Raw genomic sequence first — 20,384 nt, 5'->3', positions numbered from 1 at the left:
TTCCGGTCGGCTTGCAAAATACGGCATATGCCGCATACTTGTCGGCAAACGCCGGAAAGGAGAGAGCCATGCTTGCCGAAGTGCTTCGCGACAACGGTTACCACGAGTACCGGGCGCGCCTGCATGCACTGCTGCAAATCCCCGAACTCGCCAGTGACTTCGAAATCCACACCCGCATCACCCATGGCTTCGCTGCCACCTGGCTGGTGAAACTGACCGAACTCGGCGTGTTCACCCCTGTGGAGCGTGACCAGATCATTCCCCTGCGCACGCTGAAAACCCGCATCGAACGTGACCAGCCGCTGACCGTGGAAGAAAGCGACCGGCTGTTCCGCTCGGCCCATATCACCGCCATGGCAGAAGCCGTGTTCGGTGAAGCGGGCAAGGCAAAACGCTGGCTGTCCAAGCCCAAGGAGCGCTTCTCGGGGCTGACGCCGATGCAGATGCTAACCACCCAGCAGGGCACCACCCAGGTCGAAGAGATGTTGCTGCAGATCGCCGAGGGCTTCGGCCTGTGATTCTGTGGCGTATCAGCGCCTATGCAGACTTGAGCGGAACGGGCGGCTTGCGTGTCAGCGGCCGCTGGCACCAGGCGGGCCGGCCAGTGGTGTATGCCGCCACCAGCCCGGCCGGGGCGATGCTGGAGGTGCTGGTGCACCTGGAGATCGACCCTGAGGATTTCCCCACCACCATGCGGCTGCTGCGTATCGAGTTGCCCGACACCGTTTCGCAAGCGCAGTTGCCCGCCTTGCAGCCTGGCTGGTCGAGCCAGACCGAACTGACCCGGGGCCTGGGCAACCGTTTTCTGGATGAGTGTTCGGCGTTGCTGCTGCCGGTGCCGAGCGCGATCATGCCCAGCACCACCAATTACCTGTTCAACCCGCGCCATCCGCAGGCAAACAGCGCCAGGCTAAAGGTCGAGGACTTCACCCCGGACAGCCGGCTGTTTTAGGGAAGTTTCACCAAAGTGCCGCTGACGCCGCTGTCAGCACCCGGCCAAACACTTCGAGGGCCTTGTCCACTTCGGCCTCGTTGCTGAAACGCCCGATGCTCAGGCGCACGCTGTTACGTGCCTGGCGTTCATCCAGCCCCAACGCGAGCAGCACATGCGAGGCTGCATTGCTCGCCGAATTGCAGGCCGAGGTGGTCGACAACGCCAGCTCGCTGGCCAGCGCCGCGCTGTTGAAGCCCTTGCTGTCGATACACAGGTTCAGCGTATGGGGAATGCGTTGTTTGGCGCAGCCGTTGAGGGTGACGCCGGGCAGGGCCAGCAGGCCTTCACGCAGGCGCCTGGCCAGTTGTTCGAGGCGCAGGTGTTCGCTGTCGCCGGGCTGGCCGGCCAGGGCAAAGGCGTTGCCCATGCCGGCAATCTGGTGGGTCGCCAGGGTGCCGGAACGCAGGCCTTGCTCATGGCCGCCGCCGTGCATCTGCGCACGCATCAGCGTGCGGGCGCGTGGCCCCACGTAGAGCGCACCGATGCCCTTGGGCCCATACACCTTGTGCGCCGAGAACGACATCAGGTCCACGGCCATGGCGTTCAGGTCGATGGCCAGTTTGCCCACCGCCTGCGCCGCATCCACGTGCAGCAGGGCACCGTGGGCACGTACCTGTTCACCAATCGCGGCAAAGTCGGTGATCGTGCCCAGTTCATTGTTCACCGCCATCAGCGATACCAGGCGGGTGTCGGCGCGCAACGCTGCCTGCACCGCCGCAGGCTGAATCAGGCCGGCGGCATCCGGTGCCAGGCGGGTAACGGCCCAACCCTGGCGCTCCAGTTCGGCCACCGTGTCGAGCACGGCCTTGTGTTCCAGTTGGCTGGTGATCAGGTGCCCGGGCTGGCCGAGGCCCTGGGCAATGCCCTTGAGCGCCAGGTTGTTGGACTCGGTCGCACCTGAGGTCCAGACCAGTGCATCGGCCTGTGCGCCGACGCGTTCGGCCACTTGCTGACGGGCCTGCTCCACGGCGTGGCGGGCTGCCTGGCCGAAGGCATGGCCACTGGACGCCGGGTTGCCGAAGTTGCCCTGGCTGCCAAGGCAGGCGAGCATGGTTTCGATGACCCGGTCGTCGACCGGAGTGGTGGCGGCGTAATCGAAATAGAGCGGGGCGCTGGGCATGAGGGCGGGTCCGTGTCTGTCGCCGTGAAATCGGCAATCGTTGGAGCAAGCGTACCCGCTACTTCGGAGATATTTTTCACTTCCAGCGGCTCTATTCTGGAAATGATCAAGAAAATTTTCTCTCTATCGAGTTTTTCTTGGAATTTTTTTCTCCGCATCCCGCCATTCTGTTCAGGCTGGTTCCGAGGCCCTCTCTTCCTCGGCCACCACACGTTCGCACAACTCGGTGATCTGCTCGCGCATCCAGCGGTTGGCCGGGTCCTGATCGGTGCTTTCATGCCAGTACAGGTGCGTTTCCAGCGCAGGCACTTCCACCGGCAGTGGCTGGTAACGCAGCTGATGGCGGCGGGCGAAGCGCTCGGGGACGGTCATCGCCATGTCGGTCTGCTGCAACACCTGCGAGGCCATAAGGTAATGCTGCGAGCGCAAGGCAACCTTGCGCTGTACGCCCATCTTGCCCAGGGCCAGGTCGACATAGCCCAGGCCGTTGCGGCGGCTGGAAATATGGATGTGGGTCATGCCCAGGTAGTTGTCGAGGGTCAGCTTGCTGTCGGCCAGCGGGTGGCCCTGGCGCAGGGCGCAGACATAGCGGTCTTGCATCAGTTTGACGTGGCGTACCTGCGGGTCGGTGTTCAACGGTGCGTCGATGGCGAAGTCCAGGCGGCCGGCGGCAAGTTCCTTGGTGGTCTCGCGGCGCTTGCACAAAAAGCTTTCGATCAGCACCGCCGGCGCCAGGCGGCGCAAGCGCTGGAACAGCGGCGGCAGGATGACCGCTTCGGTCAGGTCGGTCATGCTGATGCGGAAAGTCTTGTTGGCCTGTTGCGGGTTGAAAATGCGGCTTTCCTGCACCGAGGTGCGCAACAGTGCCAAGGCATTGCGCACCGGGCCGATGATGTTCTGCGCCATGGGCGTTGGCACCATGCCTTGCGCGGTGCGCACGAACAGCGGGTCATTGAAGGTTTCGCGCAGCCGCGAAAGGGCGTTGGACACTGCCGGCTGGGTGATGCCCACGATCTGCCCGGCGCGGGTCAGGTTGGCTTCGGTGTAGATCGCATCGAACACGATGAACAGGTTGAGGTCGACCTTGCTGAGGTTCATGGGCGCCGCTCTTTGTTGGAATTATTGGCCGATCATATATCGGTTATGAATGTTTATACACGCGGAAAATAGGCTAGGTGGATGAGGCCATGCTGCTCTAGGCTCTGGCCCATGTACTCCGAACCGTGAAGGTAGCCCCGATGGATTTCGCCTATTCGCCCAAGGTCCAGGCACTGCGTGAGCGCGTCAGCGCGTTCATGGACGCCTATGTCTACCCCGCCGAGGCGGTGTTCGAGCGCCAGGTCGCCGAGGGTGACCGCTGGCAGCCCACCGCGATCATGGAAGAACTCAAGGCCAAGGCCCGCGCTGAAGGGCTGTGGAACCTGTTCCTGCCCGAATCGGAATACGGTGCCGGCCTGAGCAACCTGGAATACGCCCCGCTGGCGGAAATCATGGGCCGTTCGTTGCTCGGCCCGGAGCCGTTCAACTGCTCGGCGCCGGACACCGGCAACATGGAAGTGCTGGTGCGCTATGGCAGTGAAGCGCAGAAGCGCCAGTGGCTGGAGCCGCTGCTGCGCGGCGAGATCCGTTCGGCGTTCGCCATGACCGAACCGGACGTGGCCTCCTCGGATGCCACCAACATGGCCGCCACCGCCGTGCGTGACGGTGACCAATGGGTAATCAACGGCCGCAAGTGGTGGACCTCCGGCGCTTGCGACCCGCGCTGCAAGGTAATGATCTTCATGGGCCTGTCCGACCCTGAAGGGCCACGCCACCAGCAGCACTCGATGGTGCTGGTGCCCACCGATGCGCCTGGGGTGAAGATCGTCCGCCCGCTGCCGGTGTTCGGCTATGACGATGCTCCCCATGGCCACGCCGAGGTGCTCTTCGAGAATGTGCGGGTACCGTATGAGAACGTGATCCTGGGTGAAGGCCGTGGCTTCGAAATTGCCCAGGGGCGCCTTGGCCCTGGCCGTATCCACCACTGCATGCGCTCGATCGGCATGGCCGAGCGCGCGCTGGAACTGATGTGCAAGCGCTCGGTGGAGCGTACCGCCTTCGGCCGGCCACTGGCGCGTCTGGGCGGCAACGTCGACAAGATTGCCGACTCGCGCATGGAGATCGACATGGCCCGGCTGCTGACGTTGAAAGCGGCCTACATGATGGACACGGTCGGCAACAAGGTGGCCCGCAGCGAGATTGCGCAAATCAAGGTAGTGGCGCCGAACGTGGCACTGAAGGTGATCGACCGGGCGATCCAGATTCATGGTGGGGCAGGGGTGAGTGGCGATTTCCCGCTGGCTTACATGTACGCCATGCAACGCACCTTGCGCCTGGCCGACGGGCCGGATGAAGTGCACCGGGCGGCGATCGGCAAGTATGAGATCGGCAAGTACGTGCCGGCGGAGATGATGCGTAGCGGACGATGATTTACCGGCTTGTTCCGGCCTCTTCGCGGGCTTGCCCGCTCCCACAGGTACTGTGCCGCCTCCAAGCTGTGCACAATATCTGTAGGAGCGGGCTTGCCCGCGAAGAGGCCCTTGAAGGCTCACTGGTTCCTCTGGATGGTCAGACCCGCATCTGCGGGTCTTCCTCCTTCTCGCTGACTGTGCGATCGGCATTTGAAGGCTGTCTGGATTGAGCACCCTTGATTTCCGGCTTTTCCCCCCGCGTCTTGACCAACGAAACCACCACCCCACCCAGCAACAACCCGAACGTCACCCCCAGCGACAGCAATGCCGGCACCTTGCCCACCATGCCGTGGTAGAAGATCTTGCAGCCAATGAAGATCAGCACCAGCGCGAGCGCGTACTTGAGGTAAACGAACCGGTGCATCAGCGCCGCCAGCGCAAAATACAACGAGCGCAAGCCGAGGATGGCGAAGATGTTCGAGGTGTAGACGATGAACGGGTCCTGGGTGATGGCGAAGATTGCCGGGACACTGTCGACGGCGAACACCAGGTCGGCCAGTTCGATCAGCACCAGCGCCATGAACAGCGGGGTGGCATGGCGTAGCGCCTTGTGCTGCCCGGGCGGGGTCTGCTGCACGAAGAAGTGCGAGCCGTGGATCTGCTCGGTGACCCGCATGTGCCGGCGCACGAACTTGAGGATCGGGTTGTTGGCCAGGTCGGGGCGGCTGTCTTCCTTCGACAGCGCCATCTTCACCCCGGTAAACAGCAGGAAGGCACCGAAGATATACAGTACCCAGGCGAAGTTCTGCACCAGCGCCGCGCCCACGCCGATCATGATCGCCCGCAGGAACACCACCCCGAGGATGCCCCAGAACAGCACGCGGTGCTGGTAGCGGCGGGGGATGGCGAAATAGCTGAAGATCATCGCCATGACGAACACGTTGTCCATCGACAGCGACTGTTCGACCAGGAACCCGGTGTAGAACTCCAGCGCCGACTGCGCGCCCAACTGGTACCAGACCCCGACGCCGAACAGCACGCCGACGCTGAAATAGCCCGAATACAGCAGCAGGCTCTCGCGCATTTCGATTTCCCGGTCGTGGCGGTGCAGCACGCCCAGGTCGAGTATCAGCAAACCGATGACGATGGCCATGAACACCAGCCACAACCAGGTGCTGGTACCGAGGAACGGGGTGGTGAGGAATGTGTGTAGAGCTGTCATGAGCCCCTCCTTGAATGTCGACGTTGCATGGCAACAGTGATCCGACATGGCGGCCTGGCAGCCGTCAGAGGGGCCCGGTATCACATGGGCTTGAGCCTAGACCCGTTTGCCGGTGATGCCGAATGGGGAGCTGTTACATTTCTTTGCCAGGGCGCTGTGTAGGAGCGGCCTTGTGTCGCGAACGGGGTGCGCAGCGCCCCCACGGTCTTGGCATCGCCACAGAATTGCCGGGGCCGCTTTGCGGCCCTTTCGCGACACAAGGCCGCTCCTACACCAGTCAGGCCAGAGCAGGCCTATCGTTCAATAAACCCACACTTCCACCCGGCGATTACGCAGTCGCCCTTGCTCCAGTTCGTTCCCTGCCACTGGCAGTTCATCCCCCATCCCCGTCACCTCCAGCACCTCCACGCCATCGCGCGCCAGCTCACGACGCACCGCTTGGGCCCGCAGGCGGGAGAGCAGGGCGGCGCGACCGGGTGTCTCCTTGGGGTCGCCAAAGCCCACCAGCACCGCCTTGCGCTGCAACTTGCCCGCTTGGCGCAGGTAGTCGGCAACGCGCTGGACATCGCGCAGGGCCTTGTTGTCGAGGCTGGCGCTGCCTTCCTGAAAGCGGAAGTTAACGCTCAACCGCTGTGCCTGCTGGGCCAGGGTGCGATAGCGCGGCGGCATGTCGGCCTGGGGGGCTACAGATTGGGCCTTGATCTGCTGCGAAACGAAACCCTGCTGGGCGACGATCGCCTGGCCCGCCGGGCTCTGAGCGAAATCGGCCAGGGCCTTGGCCTGGGGCTTGGGGTTGGCCGGCAGATAGAAATACAGGCGCCGCGATAGCGGGTAGTCCTCGCTGGCCACCAGTGCACGCTCCGGTAGCATGGCCGGCGCGTCACCTTCGGCCACCGCCAGCACCTTGGCCCCATGCACCGCCGCCAGGCTGCTGAAACCGATGGCCTGGCGGTCGGTGCTCACTCGCGCGGCCAGCTCGTCGCTGGACTCGAAACGTTGGGCCTGGGCTGAAAGTTCGCTTTGCTGGGGTTCCAGCACGAGGGCCTTGAAGGTCTCAAAGGTGCCGGAGCGGTCGTCACGGGCGTACAGGTGGATGGCCCCGCCGGCAACACCCAATTGCTCCCAGCGCTGGATCTGCCCGGCAAAGATCTGTGCCAGTTGCCCCGTGGTGAGCTGTGGCAGCGGGTTGTCGGGGTGAACGATGACCGCGACGCCATCCAGGCCGATGACTTGTTCGGCGGCAGCGGCGCGCAGGTCGCCCAAAGCCTGCAGTTGGCTTGCTTCGTTGTCGTTGATAGGCCGCGACGCGGCGGCCAGGTCGGCCTCGCCATGGCCCAGGGCGACGAAGCCGGTGCTGGAACCGTGTGCGGCGATGTCGATGCGCAAAGGCTGGCCACGCGTATCGCGAGCGGTGATGACAGTCTCGTTGGCCAGCTTGCCCGGGTATTGTTCGATGGCGGTAGCTTGCTGCGCGCGCAATTGCCCTTGCACCAGCGCCGGCAGCAAGGCCGCGCCGATGGTGTTGGAGCCTTGCACGCGCAGGTGAGCGGGCTCGGCCAGGGTCGCCAGCGGTAGCAGGGTGAGCAGCAAGACAAGCAGGCGGGGCATGCCGGAAGGCCTATGGCATAGAGATGGCCGGCAGATTACGACAGTGGCGTGATGATAATGTGACAGTCCATGGGGCAGTGGGCTTTGCCTGATGCTTGTAAGTTCGCGTTAATGGGGCTGCTGTGCAGCCCATCGCCGGCAAGCCAGCTCCCACAGGGGCCGTGCCAATCCTGAAATCTGCGCTGTACCTGTGGGAGCTGGCTTGCCGGCGAAAGGGCCGCAAAGCGGCCCCAGCGGTATCAATGCGCCCCGGCAGACTTGCTCAGGTCACTTTCTGCCCACTCGGTATAGATGCACGCATCCGCCACCGCCCAGCGCACCTTCACGGTATCCCCCGGCTGCATCGGCATGCCCGCCGCCGACAACGCCTTTACCGTCAGCTCTGTACCGCCCGCTGTCACCACATGGCAGGTCTGGCTCTCGCCCAGGAACAGCACTTCGCCAACCTTGGCGCTGACCTGGTTCCACCCCGCCGGCAGCGGCTCGCGCGCGGCCTGTTCGGCGGTCAGGGCCAGGGCCTTTTCCGGGCGCACCATGATCAGTGCATCCTGCGAGGCGGCCAGGCCCGGGGTCAGGCGGATGGCTACCGGCTGGCCCTCGAAGCTGCCCGCGCCATTGCTGCTGGCCTTGATCCGCAGGAAGTTGGAGTTGCCCAGGAACGAGGCGACGAAGGCATTCGGCGGGTTCTGGTACAGGTCGTAACCGGTGCCCAGGCCGACGATCTTGCCATGGCTGAAGATGGCGATGCGCTGGGACAGGCGCATGGCTTCTTCCTGGTCGTGGGTGACGTAGACGATGGTGATGCCCAGGCGCCGGTGCAACTGGCGCAGTTCGTCCTGCAGGTCTTCACGCAGCTTCTTGTCCAGTGCGCCGAGCGGTTCGTCCATCAGCAGGATACGCGGTTCGTACACCAGCGCCCGAGCGATAGCCACGCGCTGCTGCTGGCCACCGGACATCTGCGACGGCTTGCGGTGGGCGAACTTCTCCAGCTGCACCAGCTTGAGCATGGCATCGACGCGCTTGCTGGTTTCGCTGGCACTGAGCTTGCGAATGGCCAGCGGGAAGCCGATGTTGTCGCGCACATTCAGGTGCGGGAACAGCGAATAGCGCTGGAACACCATGCCGATGTCACGCTTGTGCGGCGGCACGTTGACCAGTGACTGGCCATCGACCAGGATCTCGCCGCTGCTCGGTGTTTCGAAGCCGGCCAGCATCGACAGGGTGGTGGACTTGCCCGAGCCGCTGGAACCGAGGAAGGTCAGGAACTCGCCGTCCTGGATTTCCAGGTCGAGGTTGTCCACGGCGGTGAAGTCGCCGTAGTGCTTGTTCAGGCCGCGCAGGCTGACCAGGGTCTTGCCGTGCGCGTTGTCTTTGATCACTGCACTCATTGTTGTTTTCTCCGCGCGCTCAGGCGTTGGCTTCGGTGCGCCGGCGCAAGGCGGCGGCAATGAACATGACAAGCAGCGACAGGCCGATCAGCAGGGTCGAGGCCACGGCGATGACCGGGCTGAGGTCCTGACGCAGGGTGGTCCACATCTTCACCGGCAAGGTCTGCAGGTCGGGGCTGGCCATCATCACGCTCAGCACCACTTCATCCCACGACACCAGGAAGGCGAACAGGCCGCCGGCGATCATCCCCGGGCGAATGGCCGGGAAGGTCACCTTGAAGATCGCCTGCAGGCGCGAGGCGCCGCAGATCACCGCGGCATCCTCGATCGACTGGTCGAACAGCTTCAGCGAGTTGATGATCGAGATGATGGTGAAGGGCAGGGCGACGATCACGTGGCTGACCACGAAGGCGAACAGCGTGCCGGTGTAGCCGAGCTTGAGGAACAGCGCGTACACCGCCACGGCAATGATCACCAGCGGCACGATCATCGGCATGGTGAACAGCCCGTACAGCAGCTCGCGGCCCGGGAAGCGGCCGCGCACCAGGGCAAACGCGGTGGGCAGGCCGAGCAGCACGGCGGCGATGGTGGTCAGCACGGCCACCTTCAGGCTGGCCAGCGCGGCGTCCATCCACTCCGGGTTGGAGAAGAACTGGCCGTACCACTTGAAGGTCCAGCCCGGTGGCGGGAACACCAGCCACTGCGACGAGCCGAACGACAGCAACACGATGAACACCACCGGCAGCAGCAGGAAGGCCGCGATGACCCCGGTGGTCAGGTACAGGCCCGTACGCAGCGGGCGGCCCATGGCATTGGGAGACAGGAGCATGGCGGTTTACCTCGCGTTGCCGACCGGGGATTCCGGCTGCAGCTTCAGGTACAGGTAGAAGAGCACCAGGGTGATCACCACCAGCAGTGCGGCGGCGGCGCTGGCCAGGCCCCAGTTGAGGAACGACTGCACCTGCTGGATGATGAATTCGGGCAGCATCATGTTCTGCGCACCGCCCAGCAGGGCCGGGGTGACGTAGTAACCGAGCGACATCACGAACACCATCAGTGCCCCGGAGAACAGCCCCGAGCGGCACAGCGGCAGGAACACTTTCCAGAAATTGGTCCACGGGCTGGCGCCACAGATCGAGCCGGCCTGCAGCACCATCGGGTCGATGGCGTGCATGGTCGCCTGCAGCGGCAGCACGATGAACGGGATCATGATGTAGCTCATGCCGATCACCACGCCGGTCAGGTTGTGCACCATTTCCAGCGGGGCATCGATGATACCCATGGCCATCAACGCCTTGTTGATCACCCCCGAGCTCTGCAGCAGCACCAGCCACGAGTAGGTGCGCGCCAGCAGGCTGGTCCACATCGACAGCAGCACGATGTTCAGCAACCAGCGGCCCCAGCCCTTGGGCACCAGGGTAATTGCCCAGGCCAGCGGGAAGCCCAGCAGCACGCTGATCAGGGTGACCACGCCGGCCACCGAGAAGGTGTTGAACAGCACCCGCGCATAGGCCGAGTTGGCGAACAGCTGCTCGTAGTTGCCCAGGCCCGGCGTCGGCTCCAGCACACCGCGCAGCAACAGGCCGGCCAGCGGGGCGAAGAAGAACAGGCCAAGGAACAGCAGGGCCGGCAGCAGATTGCGGCTGCCTTTCCAGCGCTGGCTCAGGCTGACGCGGCGGGGGGCCGTTCCCGGGGCGCCGGTGCCCGTGGGGGCACCTTGCGCGTTATGCAGGGCGTTGATGGCGACTTTCATTTGACCAACCACTCATTCCAGCGGGCTGCGATGGCCTGGCCGTTCTTGGCCCAGTAGGCGAAGTCGAGGGTGACCTGGTCCTGGGCATAGGCGGTCGGCAGGTTCTGCGCGAGGTCTTTGTCCAGCTTGGCCACGCTGTCGACGTTCACCGGCGCGTAGGCGGTCTTGTTGGCGAACTCGGCCTGGCCTTCGGCGCTGCTGGCGTTGGCCAGGAACTTCATGGCCGCGTCCTTGTTCTTGGCACCTTTGGGGATGACCAGGAAGTCGGCCATGACCAGGTTCTGCTTCCAGCTCACGCCCACCGGTGCACCGTCTTGCTGCAGGGCATAGACGCGGCCGTTCCAGAACTGGCCGAGCGAGGCTTCACCCGAGGCCAGCAGTTGCTGCGACTGGGCGCCACCGCCCCACCAGACGATGTCTTTCTTGATGGTGTCGAGCTTCTTGAAGGCGCGGTCCAGGTCCAGCGGGTACAGCTTGTCGGGGGCTACGCCGTCAGCCAGCAGGGCCAGTTCCAGTACGCCTGGGCTGGGCCATTTGTACAGGGCGCGCTTGCCGGGGTAGGTCTTGGTGTCGAACAGTGCGGTCCAGTCCACCGGTTTGTTGGCACCGAGCTTGCCTTCGTTGTAGCCGAGCACGAAGGAGAAGAAGAACGAGCCGACGCCATGGTCGGAGACGAAGCGCGGGTCGATCTTGTCGCGCTTGATCTGGGTGAAATCGAGGGGTTCGAGCAGGCCTTCGCTGGCGGCACGCAGGGCGAAGTCGGCTTCGACGTCGACCACGTCCCACTGCACGTTGCCGCTTTCGACCATGGCCTTGAGCTTGCCATAGTCGGTGGGGCCGTCCTGGACGACTTTGATGTCGGTGGCTTTGGTGAAAGGTACGGCCCACGCTTCTTTCTGGGCGTCCTGGGTGGTACCGCCCCAGCTGACGAAGTTCAGGCTGTCGGCGGCCTGGGCGGCCTGACATGCCAGGGTCAGCAGGCTGGCGGACAGCACTGCGGTTACACGTTTGCTCAACAGCATGGTTACGCCCTCGTTGCTTTTGTTATTCGAGGCGGGGCTTGTGGTGCGCCCGCCAACAGTGTTCGGGGAGCAGCTAAAACAAAGTGTTTTTTGGCCGTTTTTGATTGTAGGTGCCGGCCTGCAGATTCAAGGTCTACGGGATATCATATTATGGTATTCCAAACTTTTGGCAAGAGGTATGAGGCTACCGGCCATCACTCCGTCCCTTTCAGAAACAGCGCGGGCCCTGTAGGAGCGGGTTCACCCGCGAATGCGTTGGTGGCTTCACCATCGCATTCGCGGGTGAACCCGCTCCTACAGGGCCCTGCCAAGTCAGTTGCTTCGGTGTTTTAGCCGACCATGTCCGGCTCGAAGGGGATGCTTTGCACGACCTCCAGCTCATACCCCGCCAGCCCCGCGTATTTCAGCGGCGGGCCCAGGTGGCGCAGCTTGCCCACGCCCAGATCCTGCAGAATCTGCGCGCCTGTACCTACCTCCGAGTACACCTTCGATTGCCCACGCTGGTAAGGCCGCACCGGCTGGGTCAGCTGCGGCACGCGTTCCAGCAGCGCCTGCGAGGACTCATGGTTGGCCAGGATCACCACCACGCCGGCGCCTTCCTCGGCCACTTTCTGCAGCGCCGCCCACAGCGTCCAGTTGGCGGGGCCGGCGTATTCGGCGCCGACCAGGTCGCGCAGCGGGTCGATCACGTGCACTCGCACCAGGGTCGGCTGCTCGCGGCGAATATCGCCCATGACCATGGCCATGTGTACGCCACCTTCGATGCGGTCTTCGTAGGTGACCAGGCGGAAGGTGCCATGCACGGTCGGCAGTTCGCGTTCGCCGATGCGCTTGATGGTCTGCTCGGTGCTCAGGCGGTAGTGGATGAGGTCGGCGATGGTGCCTATCTTGATGCCGTGCCGGGCAGCGAACACCTCCAGGTCCGGGCGGCGGGCCATGGTGCCGTCATCGTTGAGTACTTCGACGATAACCGACGCCGGGGTGAACCCGGCCAGGCGCGCCAGGTCGCAGCCGGCTTCGGTGTGGCCGGCGCGCGTCAGTACACCGCCTTCGCGGGCGCGCAGGGGGAAGATGTGGCCGGGTTGCACCAGGTCTTCCGGGCGGGCGTTGGGGGCCATCGCCGCTGCCACCGTACGTGCCCGATCAGCAGCGGAAATACCGGTGGTAACGCCCGTGGCAGCCTCGATCGACACGGTGAAGGCGGTACTGAAAACGCTGCCGTTGGCCGGCACCATCTGCTCCAGGCCCAGACGTTGGCAGTGATCGTCGGTCAGCGTCAGGCAGATCAGCCCGCGCGCTTCACGGGCCATGAAGTTGATGGCCTGGGCGTCGCAACGCTCGGCGGCGATCAGCAGATCGCCTTCGTTTTCCCGGTCCTCGTCATCCACCAGCAGGACCATCTTGCCTTGCCGGTAGTCCTCGAGAAGTTCTTCGATGGTGTTGAAAGCCATGTTGCACGCTCACTGTGGTGGGATGATTATTATGGTATACCATCATACACAAATATCGCCGTAACAGGAGAGCAGCGCATGAAGGCCTATTGGATCGCCCATGTGGACGTGACCGACCCCGAGCAATACCAGCAGTACACCCAGCGCGCCCCGGCTGCCTTCAAGGCATTCGGCGGCCGTTTCCTGGCCCGTGGCGGGCGTAGCGAGGCGATGGAAGGGCGGCCTACCCCTCAGCGTAGCGTGGTGATCGAGTTCGATTCGTACGAGCAGGCGCTGGCGTGTTACCGGTCCGAGCTGTACCAGGAGGCTTGCAGCCATCGCCAGGGGGTGGCGAAGGCTGAGGTGATCATCGTCGAAGGGTTCGAGCCCTGAGTGATGGCTGTTGGCCCTATCGCCGGCAAGCCAGCTCTCACAGGTTAAACACTGCCTTGAAGACCTGTGCAGTACCTGTGGGAGCTGGCTTGCCGGCGATAGGGCCATTACTGTCGAAGCAGAAACTCAAGGCATGCCCGGCAATTCATGCGGCCGCAGGTCGAACACCAGCACCTCGGCATCCACCCCGTTGCCCAGCTCCAGCAGCTGTTCCTGCCTCATTCGCACCCCATCCCCTTCATTCAGCACTTGCCCATTGAGCTCGATGCTGCCCCGGGCCACATGCACATAGGCATGGCGGTTTTCCGGCAAGGTCAGGATGGCACGCTCGTCACCGTCGAACAGGCCGGCATACACCCGCGCATTCTGCCGTACCTGCAATGACCCCTCGGCGCCATCCGGCGAGATGATCAGGCGCAGCTTGCCGCGCTTTTCCTCGGCACTGAAATGCTGTTGCTGGTAACGCGGCGTTGCCCCCTGCACGTTCGGTACGATCCAGATCTGCAGGAAGTGCACCGGCTGCACCTGGCTGTGGTTGAACTCGCTGTGGGCCACGCCGTGGCCAGCGCTCATCAGTTGCACATCGCCCGGGCGGATCACCGAACCGGTGCCCAGCGTGTCCTTGTGCTCCAGTGCGCCTTCCAGCACGTAGGAGAAAATCTCCATGTCGCGGTGCGGGTGTTGACCAAAGCCCTTGCCGGGGATGACGCGGTCGTCGTTGATCACCAGCAGGTCCGAGAACCCTTGCTCGTCCGGGTTGCGGTAGTGGCCGAAGGAGAAGGTGTGGAACGATTTCAGCCAGCCATGAAAGGCCAGGCCGCGGTCTTTGGCGTTACGTACGGTGAGCATGACGGGTCTCCTGAACCGGCAGGGCACCAGGCCCTGCCGCATGCGTGGATGAGGTTACTGCAGGTGCACTTTCAGCTCGCCGGCGGCCTGGCGCATGGCCGCTTGCACGGCCGGCACCTGATGCAGCGGGTTGAGCAGCCCGTAGTCATGGATCATGCCGTTGTAGCGCACCGAGGTCACAGTCACGCCAGCGGCATTCAGCTTGCGGGCATACGCCTCACCTTCATCGCGCAGCACGTCGAACTCGGCCGTTTGCACCAGGGCCGGCGGCAGGCCCTTGAGCTGTTCACTGCTGGCCCGCAGCGGCGAGGCGTAGATCTGTTCCCGCGCCTTGGCATCGGTGGTGTAGTTGTCCCAGAACCACTTCATCATCCCGGTGGTCAGGAAGTGCCCCTCGGCAAACTGCTTGTACGACGCAGTTTCGAAGCTGGCATCGGTCACCGGCCACAACAGCAGCTGGAAACGCAGGGCCGGGGTGCCGGCCTCTTTGGCTTTCAAGGCCACTACTGCCGCCATGTTGCCGCCGACGCTGTTGCCGGCCACGGCCAGGCGCTTGCCGTCCACGCCAATTTCCTTGCCATGCTCGGCCACCCAGCGGGTGGCGGCGTAGGCCTGGTTGATCGCGGTCGGGTAGTGCGCTTCCGGCGATGGGGTGTAGTCGACGTAGACCGCCACTGCGCCAGAGCCAACCACCAGGTCGCGGATCAGCCGCTGGTGGGTCGGGAAATCGCCGAGCACCCAGCCGCCACCGTGGAAGAACATGAACACCGGCAGGTCACCCTTCACGTTGGCCGGGCGCACCACTTGCAGTTTGATCGACTCGCCATTGGCCTGGATGGTGCGTTCCTTCACCTCGATACCCGAGAGATCGACCTTTACCGAGGCCTGGGCACCGGTCAGCACCGCGCGGGCGTCTTTCGGGCTGAGCTGCTCCAGTGGCTTGCCGCCGCCTTGTTCCAGGGCTTCGAGGAAGGCCTGGGTGTGCTGTTCGATACCCGGGCTGCCAGCGGCGAAGGCGCTGGAAACGGACAGGGCCAGAAGGGAAGCGGTAAGGGTTTTGTGGACAATGTTCATGAGCGAATCCTTTTCTGTTGAATGTTGGTAGTGGGCGTCTTGCCTGGCCTTCAGGGCCATCGCTGCGACTTGTGCGTAGATTAGGGAGATGCGTTGATGGGAAAAAGCCGCTATAAAGCGTTTGACTGTCACCAAGAGCGAGACAATGAACCCTTACGAAGACATGCGGATCTTTGCCCAGGTCATGGAAGCTGGCAGTTTCACTGCGGCTGCCGACCGCCTGGGGATGTCCAAGCAATCGGTCAGCCGGCGCCTGATGCAGCTTGAGGAGCGCCTGGGCGTGCGCCTGCTCAACCGCTCCACCCGGCGCCTGGATGCCACGCCACTGGGCCAGCACTACTACCAGTCGGCGTTGCGCCTGCTCGGCGAAGTGCAGCAGGTGGAGCACGACATCAGCGGCCAGGCCCAGGCCTTGCGTGGCACCTTGCGTCTGAGTGCGCCGCTGTCGTTCGCCATGGCGCACCTGGGGTGCCTGCTGACCGAGTTCCTGCAGTTGCACCCGCAGGTGGATGTGGAGGTGGATTTGAGCGACCGCGCAGTGGACCTGATCGGCGAGGGCTATGACCTGGCGCTACGGATTGGTGCGCTGGAGGATTCCAGCCTGATTGCGCGGCGCATTGCCAGTGTCGAGCGGGTGTATTGTGCGAGCCCGGCGTACCTGAAGGCTCGGGGCGTGCCGGCCAGGCCGGAGCAACTGACTGGGCATGATTGCCTGCCGTATGGTCATTCGCGGCAGGTGCAGTGGCAGTTCTGCCAGGGCGGCAAGGTACAGGCGATCCAGGTAGTCGGGCGGATGCGGGCTAACAATGGCGAGCTGCTAAGGGATGCGGCGATTGCCGGGATGGGGGTGACTTATCTGCCAACCTTCATCGTGGGACAGGCGCTGGCGGATGGGCGACTGGTGAAAGTGCTGGATGAGTGGCAGCCGCCAGCACTGCAGTTGTCGGCGGTGTACCCCCAGCACCGGCAGGTGGCGCGGCCGGTTCAGGGGTTTGTGAACTTCCTGCGTGAGCGCTTGGTGCAGCTCTGACCTTCGGTACCGAGTGCGCTTCTTCGCGGGCACGCCCGCTCCCACAGGTACTCCAGAGCCCCCAAGCCCAGTGATGACCCTGTGGGAGCGGGCGAGCCCGCGAACACCGGCGCAGCCGGTGCCAGCCACCGCGTTGGCTTCTTCGCGGGCCTGCCCGCTCTCACAGGTACTCCACAGCCCCAAGCCCAGTGATTACCCTGTGGGAGCGGGTTTACCCGCGAAGAGGCCGGTGCAGGTCAACGCATCAGTTCATCTACCCCGACCCACCCACCATCGAACTCATCCATGGCATCCAGCACCGCTTCACGGAAATACGCCAGCGATGCCCGATCAAACAGCAACTGCAGCGCCGGCCTCTCATCGCTCCCCACATTCAGCACGATCACGTTGATCCGCGCCGCCGAGGTCTGCGCCACCGCCCCAACGGGAAACGCCCGGGCGCGCAAGTCCACCCCGCACAACTTGGCCATCACCGCGCTGCAATGCACCCCCGACAGCTGCAGCCAGGCATGGCTATCCTGGCGCGGCAGCAGGTAGTTGCGCCGAGCATCCTGCACCCACCCAGCCTCTTCGGCAGCCACCCGTGCACCGCCGTCGGCCAGGCTGCCCAGCAGCAGGTACTCGGTCTGCGACAAGCGTGCTACCCAGCCACTGTCTTCCTGGCGCACGGCCTGGTTGGGTAGCGACGGCAAGCGGTAGCCACGCGCCTGCAGGCAAGCGGCACTGTCGCCCCCACGAAACCCGACCCGTGCCAGATCGGTCAGGTCAGTCAACGCGCAGGTATGCAGCAGTTCGGCCCGCGGGCCGGGTGAAATAAAAGCTTTGGCTTGCAAACTGGTCATGGCTCAGAGCTCCTGGCGCAGGTTGTCGGGATCGTGAAACGGCAGGGGCACCACCTTGGCATTGACCATCACGCCGCCCTCCACGCGGATCGGGATGTGCATGCCAGGCGTGGCCTGATGGGCACCGGCGTAAGCCAGGCCGATGATCTGCCCCAGGGTTTGCGAGTATTCGCAGGATGTGACGTTGCCGCTGATGTCCGCCCCGTCCAGCACCAGATGCCCCTCCAGCGGCTGCGGGCTGCCCTTGGGCAGGGTGAAGCCGACCAGTTTGCGCTTGAGCGGCTGCGCTTCGAGGATCTCGATCGAGCGTTTGCCGACGAAGAATGGCTTCTTGCGGCCGATGGCCCACTGCATGTCGATCTCCGCCGGGTGGGTCATGCCGTCGGTGTCCTGGTTGATGATCACGTGGCCCTTTTCCAGGCGCAGCAGGCGTTGGGTCTCGACGCCGAACGGGCGAATGCCCAACCCCGCGCCGGCCTGCATCAAGGTATCCCACAGGCGCTCGGCGTGACGCGCCGGCACGTGCACTTCGTAGCCCAGTTCACCCACAAAGCCCACCCGCAGGATGCGCGCGGCAATGCCGGCCACTGTGCCCTGGCGTACGCCGAGATAAGGGAAGGCCTCGGCCGACAGGTCCACATCGTCACACACCTTGGCCAGCACCTGGCGTGACAGCGGCCCGGCCAGGTTGACCGCGGCCAGGGCGGCGGTGACGTTGGTGACGTCCACATCCAGGCGCCATTGCGCATTCCACTTCAGCATCTGCTGGTAGATGCGGTCGACACCGCTGGTGGTGGCGGTGACGTAGAAGTGCTGCTCGCCCAGCCGGGCGCACACGCCGTCATCGATCACCACGCCATGCTCGTTGGTCATCAGCGCGTAGCGGGTGCGGCCGATGGCCAGCTTGGCGAAGCCGAAGGTGTAAAGGCGCTCCAGCAGTTCGGCGGCGTTGGGGCCGCGCACATCCAGGCCACCGAGGGTGGAAACGTCGATCAGGCCGACCTTCTCGCGCACATGGCGGGCTTCCTCCTGCATGCAGCGTTCGCGTTCCTCGGGCTTGCCATAATAGGCAGGGCGCTGCCAGATGCCGGCCGGCATCATCTTCGCCCCGGCTTCCAGGTGGCGGCGGTGCATGGGCGTTTGCCGGTACGGGTCGAAGGCGCGGCCGGCGACGTGGGCCAGTTTTTCCGCCTGGAACGGTGGACGGGCGGTGGTCACCCCGGTTTCGCTGATGCTGCGCCCGGTGGCGTGGGCCACCAGGCGGGCGGTCGGCAGCGCCGAGTGGCGGCCCTGGGACGGGCCCATGCCGACCGTGGAGAAGCGCTTGACCAGTTGCACATCGCGGTAGCCGCTGCGCGTGGCGTTGACGATGTCGCGCACTTGCAGGTCTTCGTCGAAGTCGACGAAATCCTTGCCCTTGGGGTGGGGGAAGATCGGCCAGGTGAAGTTGACCTTGGCTTCGGCGCTGAACACTGGCTGCACCGGCGCTTCCAGGCCCAGCGCTGCCAGCGCATCGGCAGCCCCGCGAGTGGCGTCGGCCAGCACATTGCCCAGTGCGTGACGGCCGTTCACCGAGCCGGCGATGTCCAGCCCGGCCGGCAGGTTGCTGATGGCGAACTCGTCGCGGTTGACGTCGTAGGCCAGCTTGCCGCCAGCCTGGCACGGCAACTGGTACACCGGCATGTAGCCTGCCGACATGCACAGCAGGTCGCAGGCCAGGCGCAGGCCATGCGGGCCGACCTTGCCCTGGCCGGTGATCGGGCGAATATCCACGCCACTCACGTGGCGCATGCCCGCTTCGTGCAGGGCTTCGTACACGGTGCTGCCCAGGTGCACGGGTATATCGCGGCGCTTCAGTTCTGCGGCCAGTGCGGCATCGGCTGGCGCAGCGCGCATGTCGACCACCGCGGCCACGGCCACGCTTTGGTCCTGCAGGTCGAGGGCGGCCAGGTAGCCGTCATCGTGGCCGGTGAGGACTACCGCGCGCTGGCCGGGTTTTACCGCGTACAGCTTCATCAGCCGCTGCACGGCGCTGGTCAGCATGACCCCCGGCAGGTCGTTGTTGCGGAACACAACTGGCTGGTCGAACGAACCGGCCGCCACCAGGCAGCGGCTGGCTCGCACCTTGTACAGGCGTTTGTGCTGGATCACCGGCAGGTAGTTGTCGGTGAACCAGCCGTTGCAGGTGGCGTCCAGCAGCACCTGGATGTTCGGGTGGCCCTCGACGGCAGCCAGCAGTTCCTGGCGCAAGCTGGTAGCGCGGGTGCCTGCAATGTCGAAGCGGGCGTAGGTGAGCGAGCCGCCAAGCACCGGCTGTTGCTCGATCAGCAACACCTTGGCCCCGGCATTGGCCGCGTCCAGTGCCGCACGCAGGCCCGCCGGGCCAGCGCCGATGACGGCCAGATCGACGAACAGATAGGCCTTGTCGTAATACTGCGGCCTGAAGCCTAGGTCGAGCACGCCCAGGCCGGCCTTCTTGCGGATCAGCGGCTCCCACACCTTCCACATGCCCTTGGGCTTGTAGAACGAGCGGTAATAGAAGCCCACCGGCATGAAGCGCGAAAACTTGCCCAGGTAGGCGTCGCGATCGTGCGTCAGGCTACCGTTGAAGTTCTGCCCTTCGACTACCTGGCCATCGCGGGCGGCTTCCAGGTCGGCCAGCACATTGGGCTCGTCCGGCAGCTGCACCAGGGTGTTGGCATCCTGCCCGGCCATGCTCAGCGGGCCGCGCGGGCGGTGGTACTTGAACGAGCGCGACAGCAGCCAGCGGCCACTGCCGAGCAGGGCGCTGGCGATGCTGTCACCGGCAAAGCCCTGGCAGGCCTGGCCGTCGAACTGGAAGTGCAGGGGCCGCTCGCGGTCGATCAGCAGGCCCATGGGCGCGGGGAGGCGAGTGTGGCTGTTCATCCGGCAATCTCCGGGGTGGCGGCGGGGGTGAAGTCGGCGCGGCGGTCGAACAGTTCTTTCGGGTCGAAGGTGCGCAGCACCTGGTCGCTCACCGTGTGGCGTTCGGCCAGGAACCAGTAGCTGGAGGCGTTGTGCAGCCACCATTCGATCACCACGCCGGCAAGGTTGTCGCTGTTGAACACATAGTCGGCCCATTCCGCATCGCTGCAGCTGGCCGGGTCGGGCATATGCCTGAATTCGCCGCCGTAGGTGAACTCGCTGATATTGCGCGGGCCGTTCAAGGGGCAGGTCAGGATCTTCAT

19 protein-coding genes are annotated in these 20,384 nt (G+C 64.4%); 5 read left to right on the top strand and 14 right to left on the bottom strand.

Annotation, left to right across the window (positions count from 1 at the left end):
- Nucleotides 1-68 precede the first annotated feature (68 nt).
- A complete protein-coding gene (locus AC2T3R_RS16540; RefSeq protein WP_410952285.1) occupies nucleotides 69-518 on the top strand; it encodes an antitoxin Xre/MbcA/ParS toxin-binding domain-containing protein in 450 nt (149 codons plus the stop codon).
- Nucleotides 515-952, top strand: coding sequence for an RES family NAD+ phosphorylase (locus tag AC2T3R_RS16535; RefSeq protein ID WP_025339649.1), 438 nt, complete (start codon nucleotides 515-517; stop codon nucleotides 950-952). The genes AC2T3R_RS16540 and AC2T3R_RS16535 overlap by 4 nt, the downstream gene beginning before the upstream one ends.
- 7 nt (nucleotides 953-959) lie before the next feature.
- Here the strand turns inward: AC2T3R_RS16535 and AC2T3R_RS16530 are convergent, their stop codons facing one another.
- Both AC2T3R_RS16530 and AC2T3R_RS16525 read right to left on the bottom strand, forming a co-directional pair.
- Nucleotides 960-2,114 carry a cysteine desulfurase family protein gene (locus AC2T3R_RS16530; protein ID WP_410952283.1) on the bottom strand — a complete coding sequence of 385 codons (1,155 nt, stop codon included), beginning with the start codon at nucleotides 2,112-2,114 and terminating at the stop codon, nucleotides 960-962.
- Nucleotides 2,115-2,285: 171 nt separating this feature from the next.
- The gene (locus AC2T3R_RS16525; RefSeq protein ID WP_015270849.1) at nucleotides 2,286-3,212 is read right to left on the bottom strand and encodes a LysR family transcriptional regulator; all 927 of its coding nucleotides are present in this window, start codon (nucleotides 3,210-3,212) and stop codon (nucleotides 2,286-2,288) included.
- Nucleotides 3,213-3,352: 140 nt separating this feature from the next.
- On the opposite strand from AC2T3R_RS16525, the gene AC2T3R_RS16520 reads away from it, so the two are divergent.
- The gene (locus AC2T3R_RS16520) at nucleotides 3,353-4,582 is read left to right on the top strand and encodes an acyl-CoA dehydrogenase (protein WP_013973159.1); all 1,230 of its coding nucleotides are present in this window, start codon (nucleotides 3,353-3,355) and stop codon (nucleotides 4,580-4,582) included.
- Nucleotides 4,583-4,721: 139 nt separating this feature from the next.
- Here AC2T3R_RS16520 and AC2T3R_RS16515 read toward each other — a convergent pair whose 3' ends face one another.
- From AC2T3R_RS16515 to ribBA, 7 genes are all read right to left on the bottom strand, one after another.
- Entirely contained in the window at nucleotides 4,722-5,786 is a 1,065-nt protein-coding gene (locus AC2T3R_RS16515; protein WP_322264302.1) for a TerC family protein, read from the bottom strand.
- 300 nt (nucleotides 5,787-6,086) lie between these two features.
- A complete protein-coding gene (locus AC2T3R_RS16510) occupies nucleotides 6,087-7,394 on the bottom strand; it encodes a substrate-binding domain-containing protein (protein ID WP_486743984.1) in 1,308 nt (435 codons plus the stop codon).
- Nucleotides 7,395-7,633: 239 nt separating this feature from the next.
- Nucleotides 7,634-8,782, bottom strand: coding sequence for an ABC transporter ATP-binding protein (locus AC2T3R_RS16505; RefSeq protein ID WP_061304049.1), 1,149 nt, complete (start codon nucleotides 8,780-8,782; stop codon nucleotides 7,634-7,636).
- Between the two features lie 19 nt (nucleotides 8,783-8,801).
- The gene (locus tag AC2T3R_RS16500; protein ID WP_015270845.1) at nucleotides 8,802-9,611 is read right to left on the bottom strand and encodes an ABC transporter permease; all 810 of its coding nucleotides are present in this window, start codon (nucleotides 9,609-9,611) and stop codon (nucleotides 8,802-8,804) included.
- Between the two features lie 6 nt (nucleotides 9,612-9,617).
- Entirely contained in the window at nucleotides 9,618-10,535 is a 918-nt protein-coding gene (locus AC2T3R_RS16495) for an ABC transporter permease (RefSeq protein ID WP_015270844.1), read from the bottom strand.
- On the bottom strand, nucleotides 10,532-11,557 hold the full coding sequence (locus AC2T3R_RS16490) for an ABC transporter substrate-binding protein (RefSeq protein WP_013973153.1): 1,026 nt from the start codon (nucleotides 11,555-11,557) through the stop codon (nucleotides 10,532-10,534). The genes AC2T3R_RS16495 and AC2T3R_RS16490 overlap by 4 nt, the downstream gene beginning before the upstream one ends.
- A gap of 329 nt (nucleotides 11,558-11,886) precedes the next feature.
- On the bottom strand, nucleotides 11,887-13,008 hold the full coding sequence (ribBA, locus tag AC2T3R_RS16485; RefSeq protein ID WP_085720577.1) for a bifunctional 3,4-dihydroxy-2-butanone-4-phosphate synthase/GTP cyclohydrolase II: 1,122 nt from the start codon (nucleotides 13,006-13,008) through the stop codon (nucleotides 11,887-11,889).
- A 78-nt stretch (nucleotides 13,009-13,086) separates the two neighbouring features.
- Between ribBA and AC2T3R_RS16480 the strand changes: the two genes are divergently transcribed.
- Nucleotides 13,087-13,380, top strand: coding sequence for a DUF1330 domain-containing protein (locus tag AC2T3R_RS16480; RefSeq protein WP_025339641.1), 294 nt, complete (start codon nucleotides 13,087-13,089; stop codon nucleotides 13,378-13,380).
- Nucleotides 13,381-13,506: 126 nt separating this feature from the next.
- Here the strand turns inward: AC2T3R_RS16480 and AC2T3R_RS16475 are convergent, their stop codons facing one another.
- Both AC2T3R_RS16475 and AC2T3R_RS16470 read right to left on the bottom strand, forming a co-directional pair.
- Nucleotides 13,507-14,229 carry a pirin family protein gene (locus tag AC2T3R_RS16475; RefSeq protein ID WP_486743983.1) on the bottom strand — a complete coding sequence of 241 codons (723 nt, stop codon included), beginning with the start codon at nucleotides 14,227-14,229 and terminating at the stop codon, nucleotides 13,507-13,509.
- A 54-nt stretch (nucleotides 14,230-14,283) separates the two neighbouring features.
- A complete protein-coding gene (locus tag AC2T3R_RS16470) occupies nucleotides 14,284-15,303 on the bottom strand; it encodes an alpha/beta hydrolase (protein ID WP_024087356.1) in 1,020 nt (339 codons plus the stop codon).
- Nucleotides 15,304-15,448: 145 nt separating this feature from the next.
- Between AC2T3R_RS16470 and AC2T3R_RS16465 the strand changes: the two genes are divergently transcribed.
- The gene (locus tag AC2T3R_RS16465) at nucleotides 15,449-16,333 is read left to right on the top strand and encodes a LysR family transcriptional regulator (protein WP_486743982.1); all 885 of its coding nucleotides are present in this window, start codon (nucleotides 15,449-15,451) and stop codon (nucleotides 16,331-16,333) included.
- A 236-nt stretch (nucleotides 16,334-16,569) separates the two neighbouring features.
- Here AC2T3R_RS16465 and AC2T3R_RS16460 read toward each other — a convergent pair whose 3' ends face one another.
- The 3 genes from AC2T3R_RS16460 to AC2T3R_RS16450 are packed head-to-tail and all read right to left on the bottom strand — an operon-like array spanning nucleotide 16,570 to nucleotide 20,384.
- Nucleotides 16,570-17,175, bottom strand: a complete 606-nt coding sequence (locus tag AC2T3R_RS16460) for an aminomethyltransferase family protein (protein ID WP_015270838.1) — start codon at nucleotides 17,173-17,175, stop codon at nucleotides 16,570-16,572.
- 3 nt (nucleotides 17,176-17,178) lie between these two features.
- Nucleotides 17,179-20,082 carry a 2Fe-2S iron-sulfur cluster-binding protein gene (locus AC2T3R_RS16455; protein WP_486743981.1) on the bottom strand — a complete coding sequence of 968 codons (2,904 nt, stop codon included), beginning with the start codon at nucleotides 20,080-20,082 and terminating at the stop codon, nucleotides 17,179-17,181.
- Nucleotides 20,079-20,384, bottom strand: coding sequence for a sarcosine oxidase subunit delta (locus AC2T3R_RS16450; protein ID WP_486743980.1), 306 nt, complete (start codon nucleotides 20,382-20,384; stop codon nucleotides 20,079-20,081). The genes AC2T3R_RS16455 and AC2T3R_RS16450 overlap by 4 nt, the downstream gene beginning before the upstream one ends.

Source organism: Pseudomonas sp. PVC-5-1 (assembly GCF_057444345.1).
This window is presented reverse-complemented; position numbering and strand designations above follow the sequence as displayed.

Excerpts from the sequence above, each read along its gene's own strand:
- AC2T3R_RS16520 (WP_013973159.1), top strand. The coding sequence starts at position 3,353 with ATGGATTTCGCCTATTCGCCCAAGGTCCAGGCACTGCGTGAGCGCGTC.
- AC2T3R_RS16510 (WP_486743984.1), bottom strand. The coding sequence starts at position 7,394 with ATGCCCCGCCTGCTTGTCTTGCTGCTCACCCTGCTACCGCTGGCGACC.
- AC2T3R_RS16455 (WP_486743981.1), bottom strand. The coding sequence starts at position 20,082 with ATGAACAGCCACACTCGCCTCCCCGCGCCCATGGGCCTGCTGATCGAC.
- AC2T3R_RS16505 (WP_061304049.1), bottom strand. The coding sequence starts at position 8,782 with ATGAGTGCAGTGATCAAAGACAACGCGCACGGCAAGACCCTGGTCAGC.
- AC2T3R_RS16480 (WP_025339641.1), top strand. The coding sequence starts at position 13,087 with ATGAAGGCCTATTGGATCGCCCATGTGGACGTGACCGACCCCGAGCAA.
- ribBA (WP_085720577.1), bottom strand. The coding sequence starts at position 13,008 with ATGGCTTTCAACACCATCGAAGAACTTCTCGAGGACTACCGGCAAGGC.
- AC2T3R_RS16525 (WP_015270849.1), bottom strand. The coding sequence starts at position 3,212 with ATGAACCTCAGCAAGGTCGACCTCAACCTGTTCATCGTGTTCGATGCG.
- AC2T3R_RS16450 (WP_486743980.1), bottom strand. The coding sequence starts at position 20,384 with ATGAAGATCCTGACCTGCCCCTTGAACGGCCCGCGCAATATCAGCGAG.
- AC2T3R_RS16500 (WP_015270845.1), bottom strand. The coding sequence starts at position 9,611 with ATGCTCCTGTCTCCCAATGCCATGGGCCGCCCGCTGCGTACGGGCCTG.
- AC2T3R_RS16515 (WP_322264302.1), bottom strand. The coding sequence starts at position 5,786 with ATGACAGCTCTACACACATTCCTCACCACCCCGTTCCTCGGTACCAGC.
- AC2T3R_RS16540 (WP_410952285.1), top strand. The coding sequence starts at position 69 with ATGCTTGCCGAAGTGCTTCGCGACAACGGTTACCACGAGTACCGGGCG.
- AC2T3R_RS16490 (WP_013973153.1), bottom strand. The coding sequence starts at position 11,557 with ATGCTGTTGAGCAAACGTGTAACCGCAGTGCTGTCCGCCAGCCTGCTG.
- AC2T3R_RS16465 (WP_486743982.1), top strand. The coding sequence starts at position 15,449 with ATGAACCCTTACGAAGACATGCGGATCTTTGCCCAGGTCATGGAAGCT.
- AC2T3R_RS16470 (WP_024087356.1), bottom strand. The coding sequence starts at position 15,303 with ATGAACATTGTCCACAAAACCCTTACCGCTTCCCTTCTGGCCCTGTCC.
- AC2T3R_RS16460 (WP_015270838.1), bottom strand. The coding sequence starts at position 17,175 with ATGACCAGTTTGCAAGCCAAAGCTTTTATTTCACCCGGCCCGCGGGCC.
- AC2T3R_RS16475 (WP_486743983.1), bottom strand. The coding sequence starts at position 14,229 with ATGCTCACCGTACGTAACGCCAAAGACCGCGGCCTGGCCTTTCATGGC.
- AC2T3R_RS16495 (WP_015270844.1), bottom strand. The coding sequence starts at position 10,535 with ATGAAAGTCGCCATCAACGCCCTGCATAACGCGCAAGGTGCCCCCACG.
- AC2T3R_RS16530 (WP_410952283.1), bottom strand. The coding sequence starts at position 2,114 with ATGCCCAGCGCCCCGCTCTATTTCGATTACGCCGCCACCACTCCGGTC.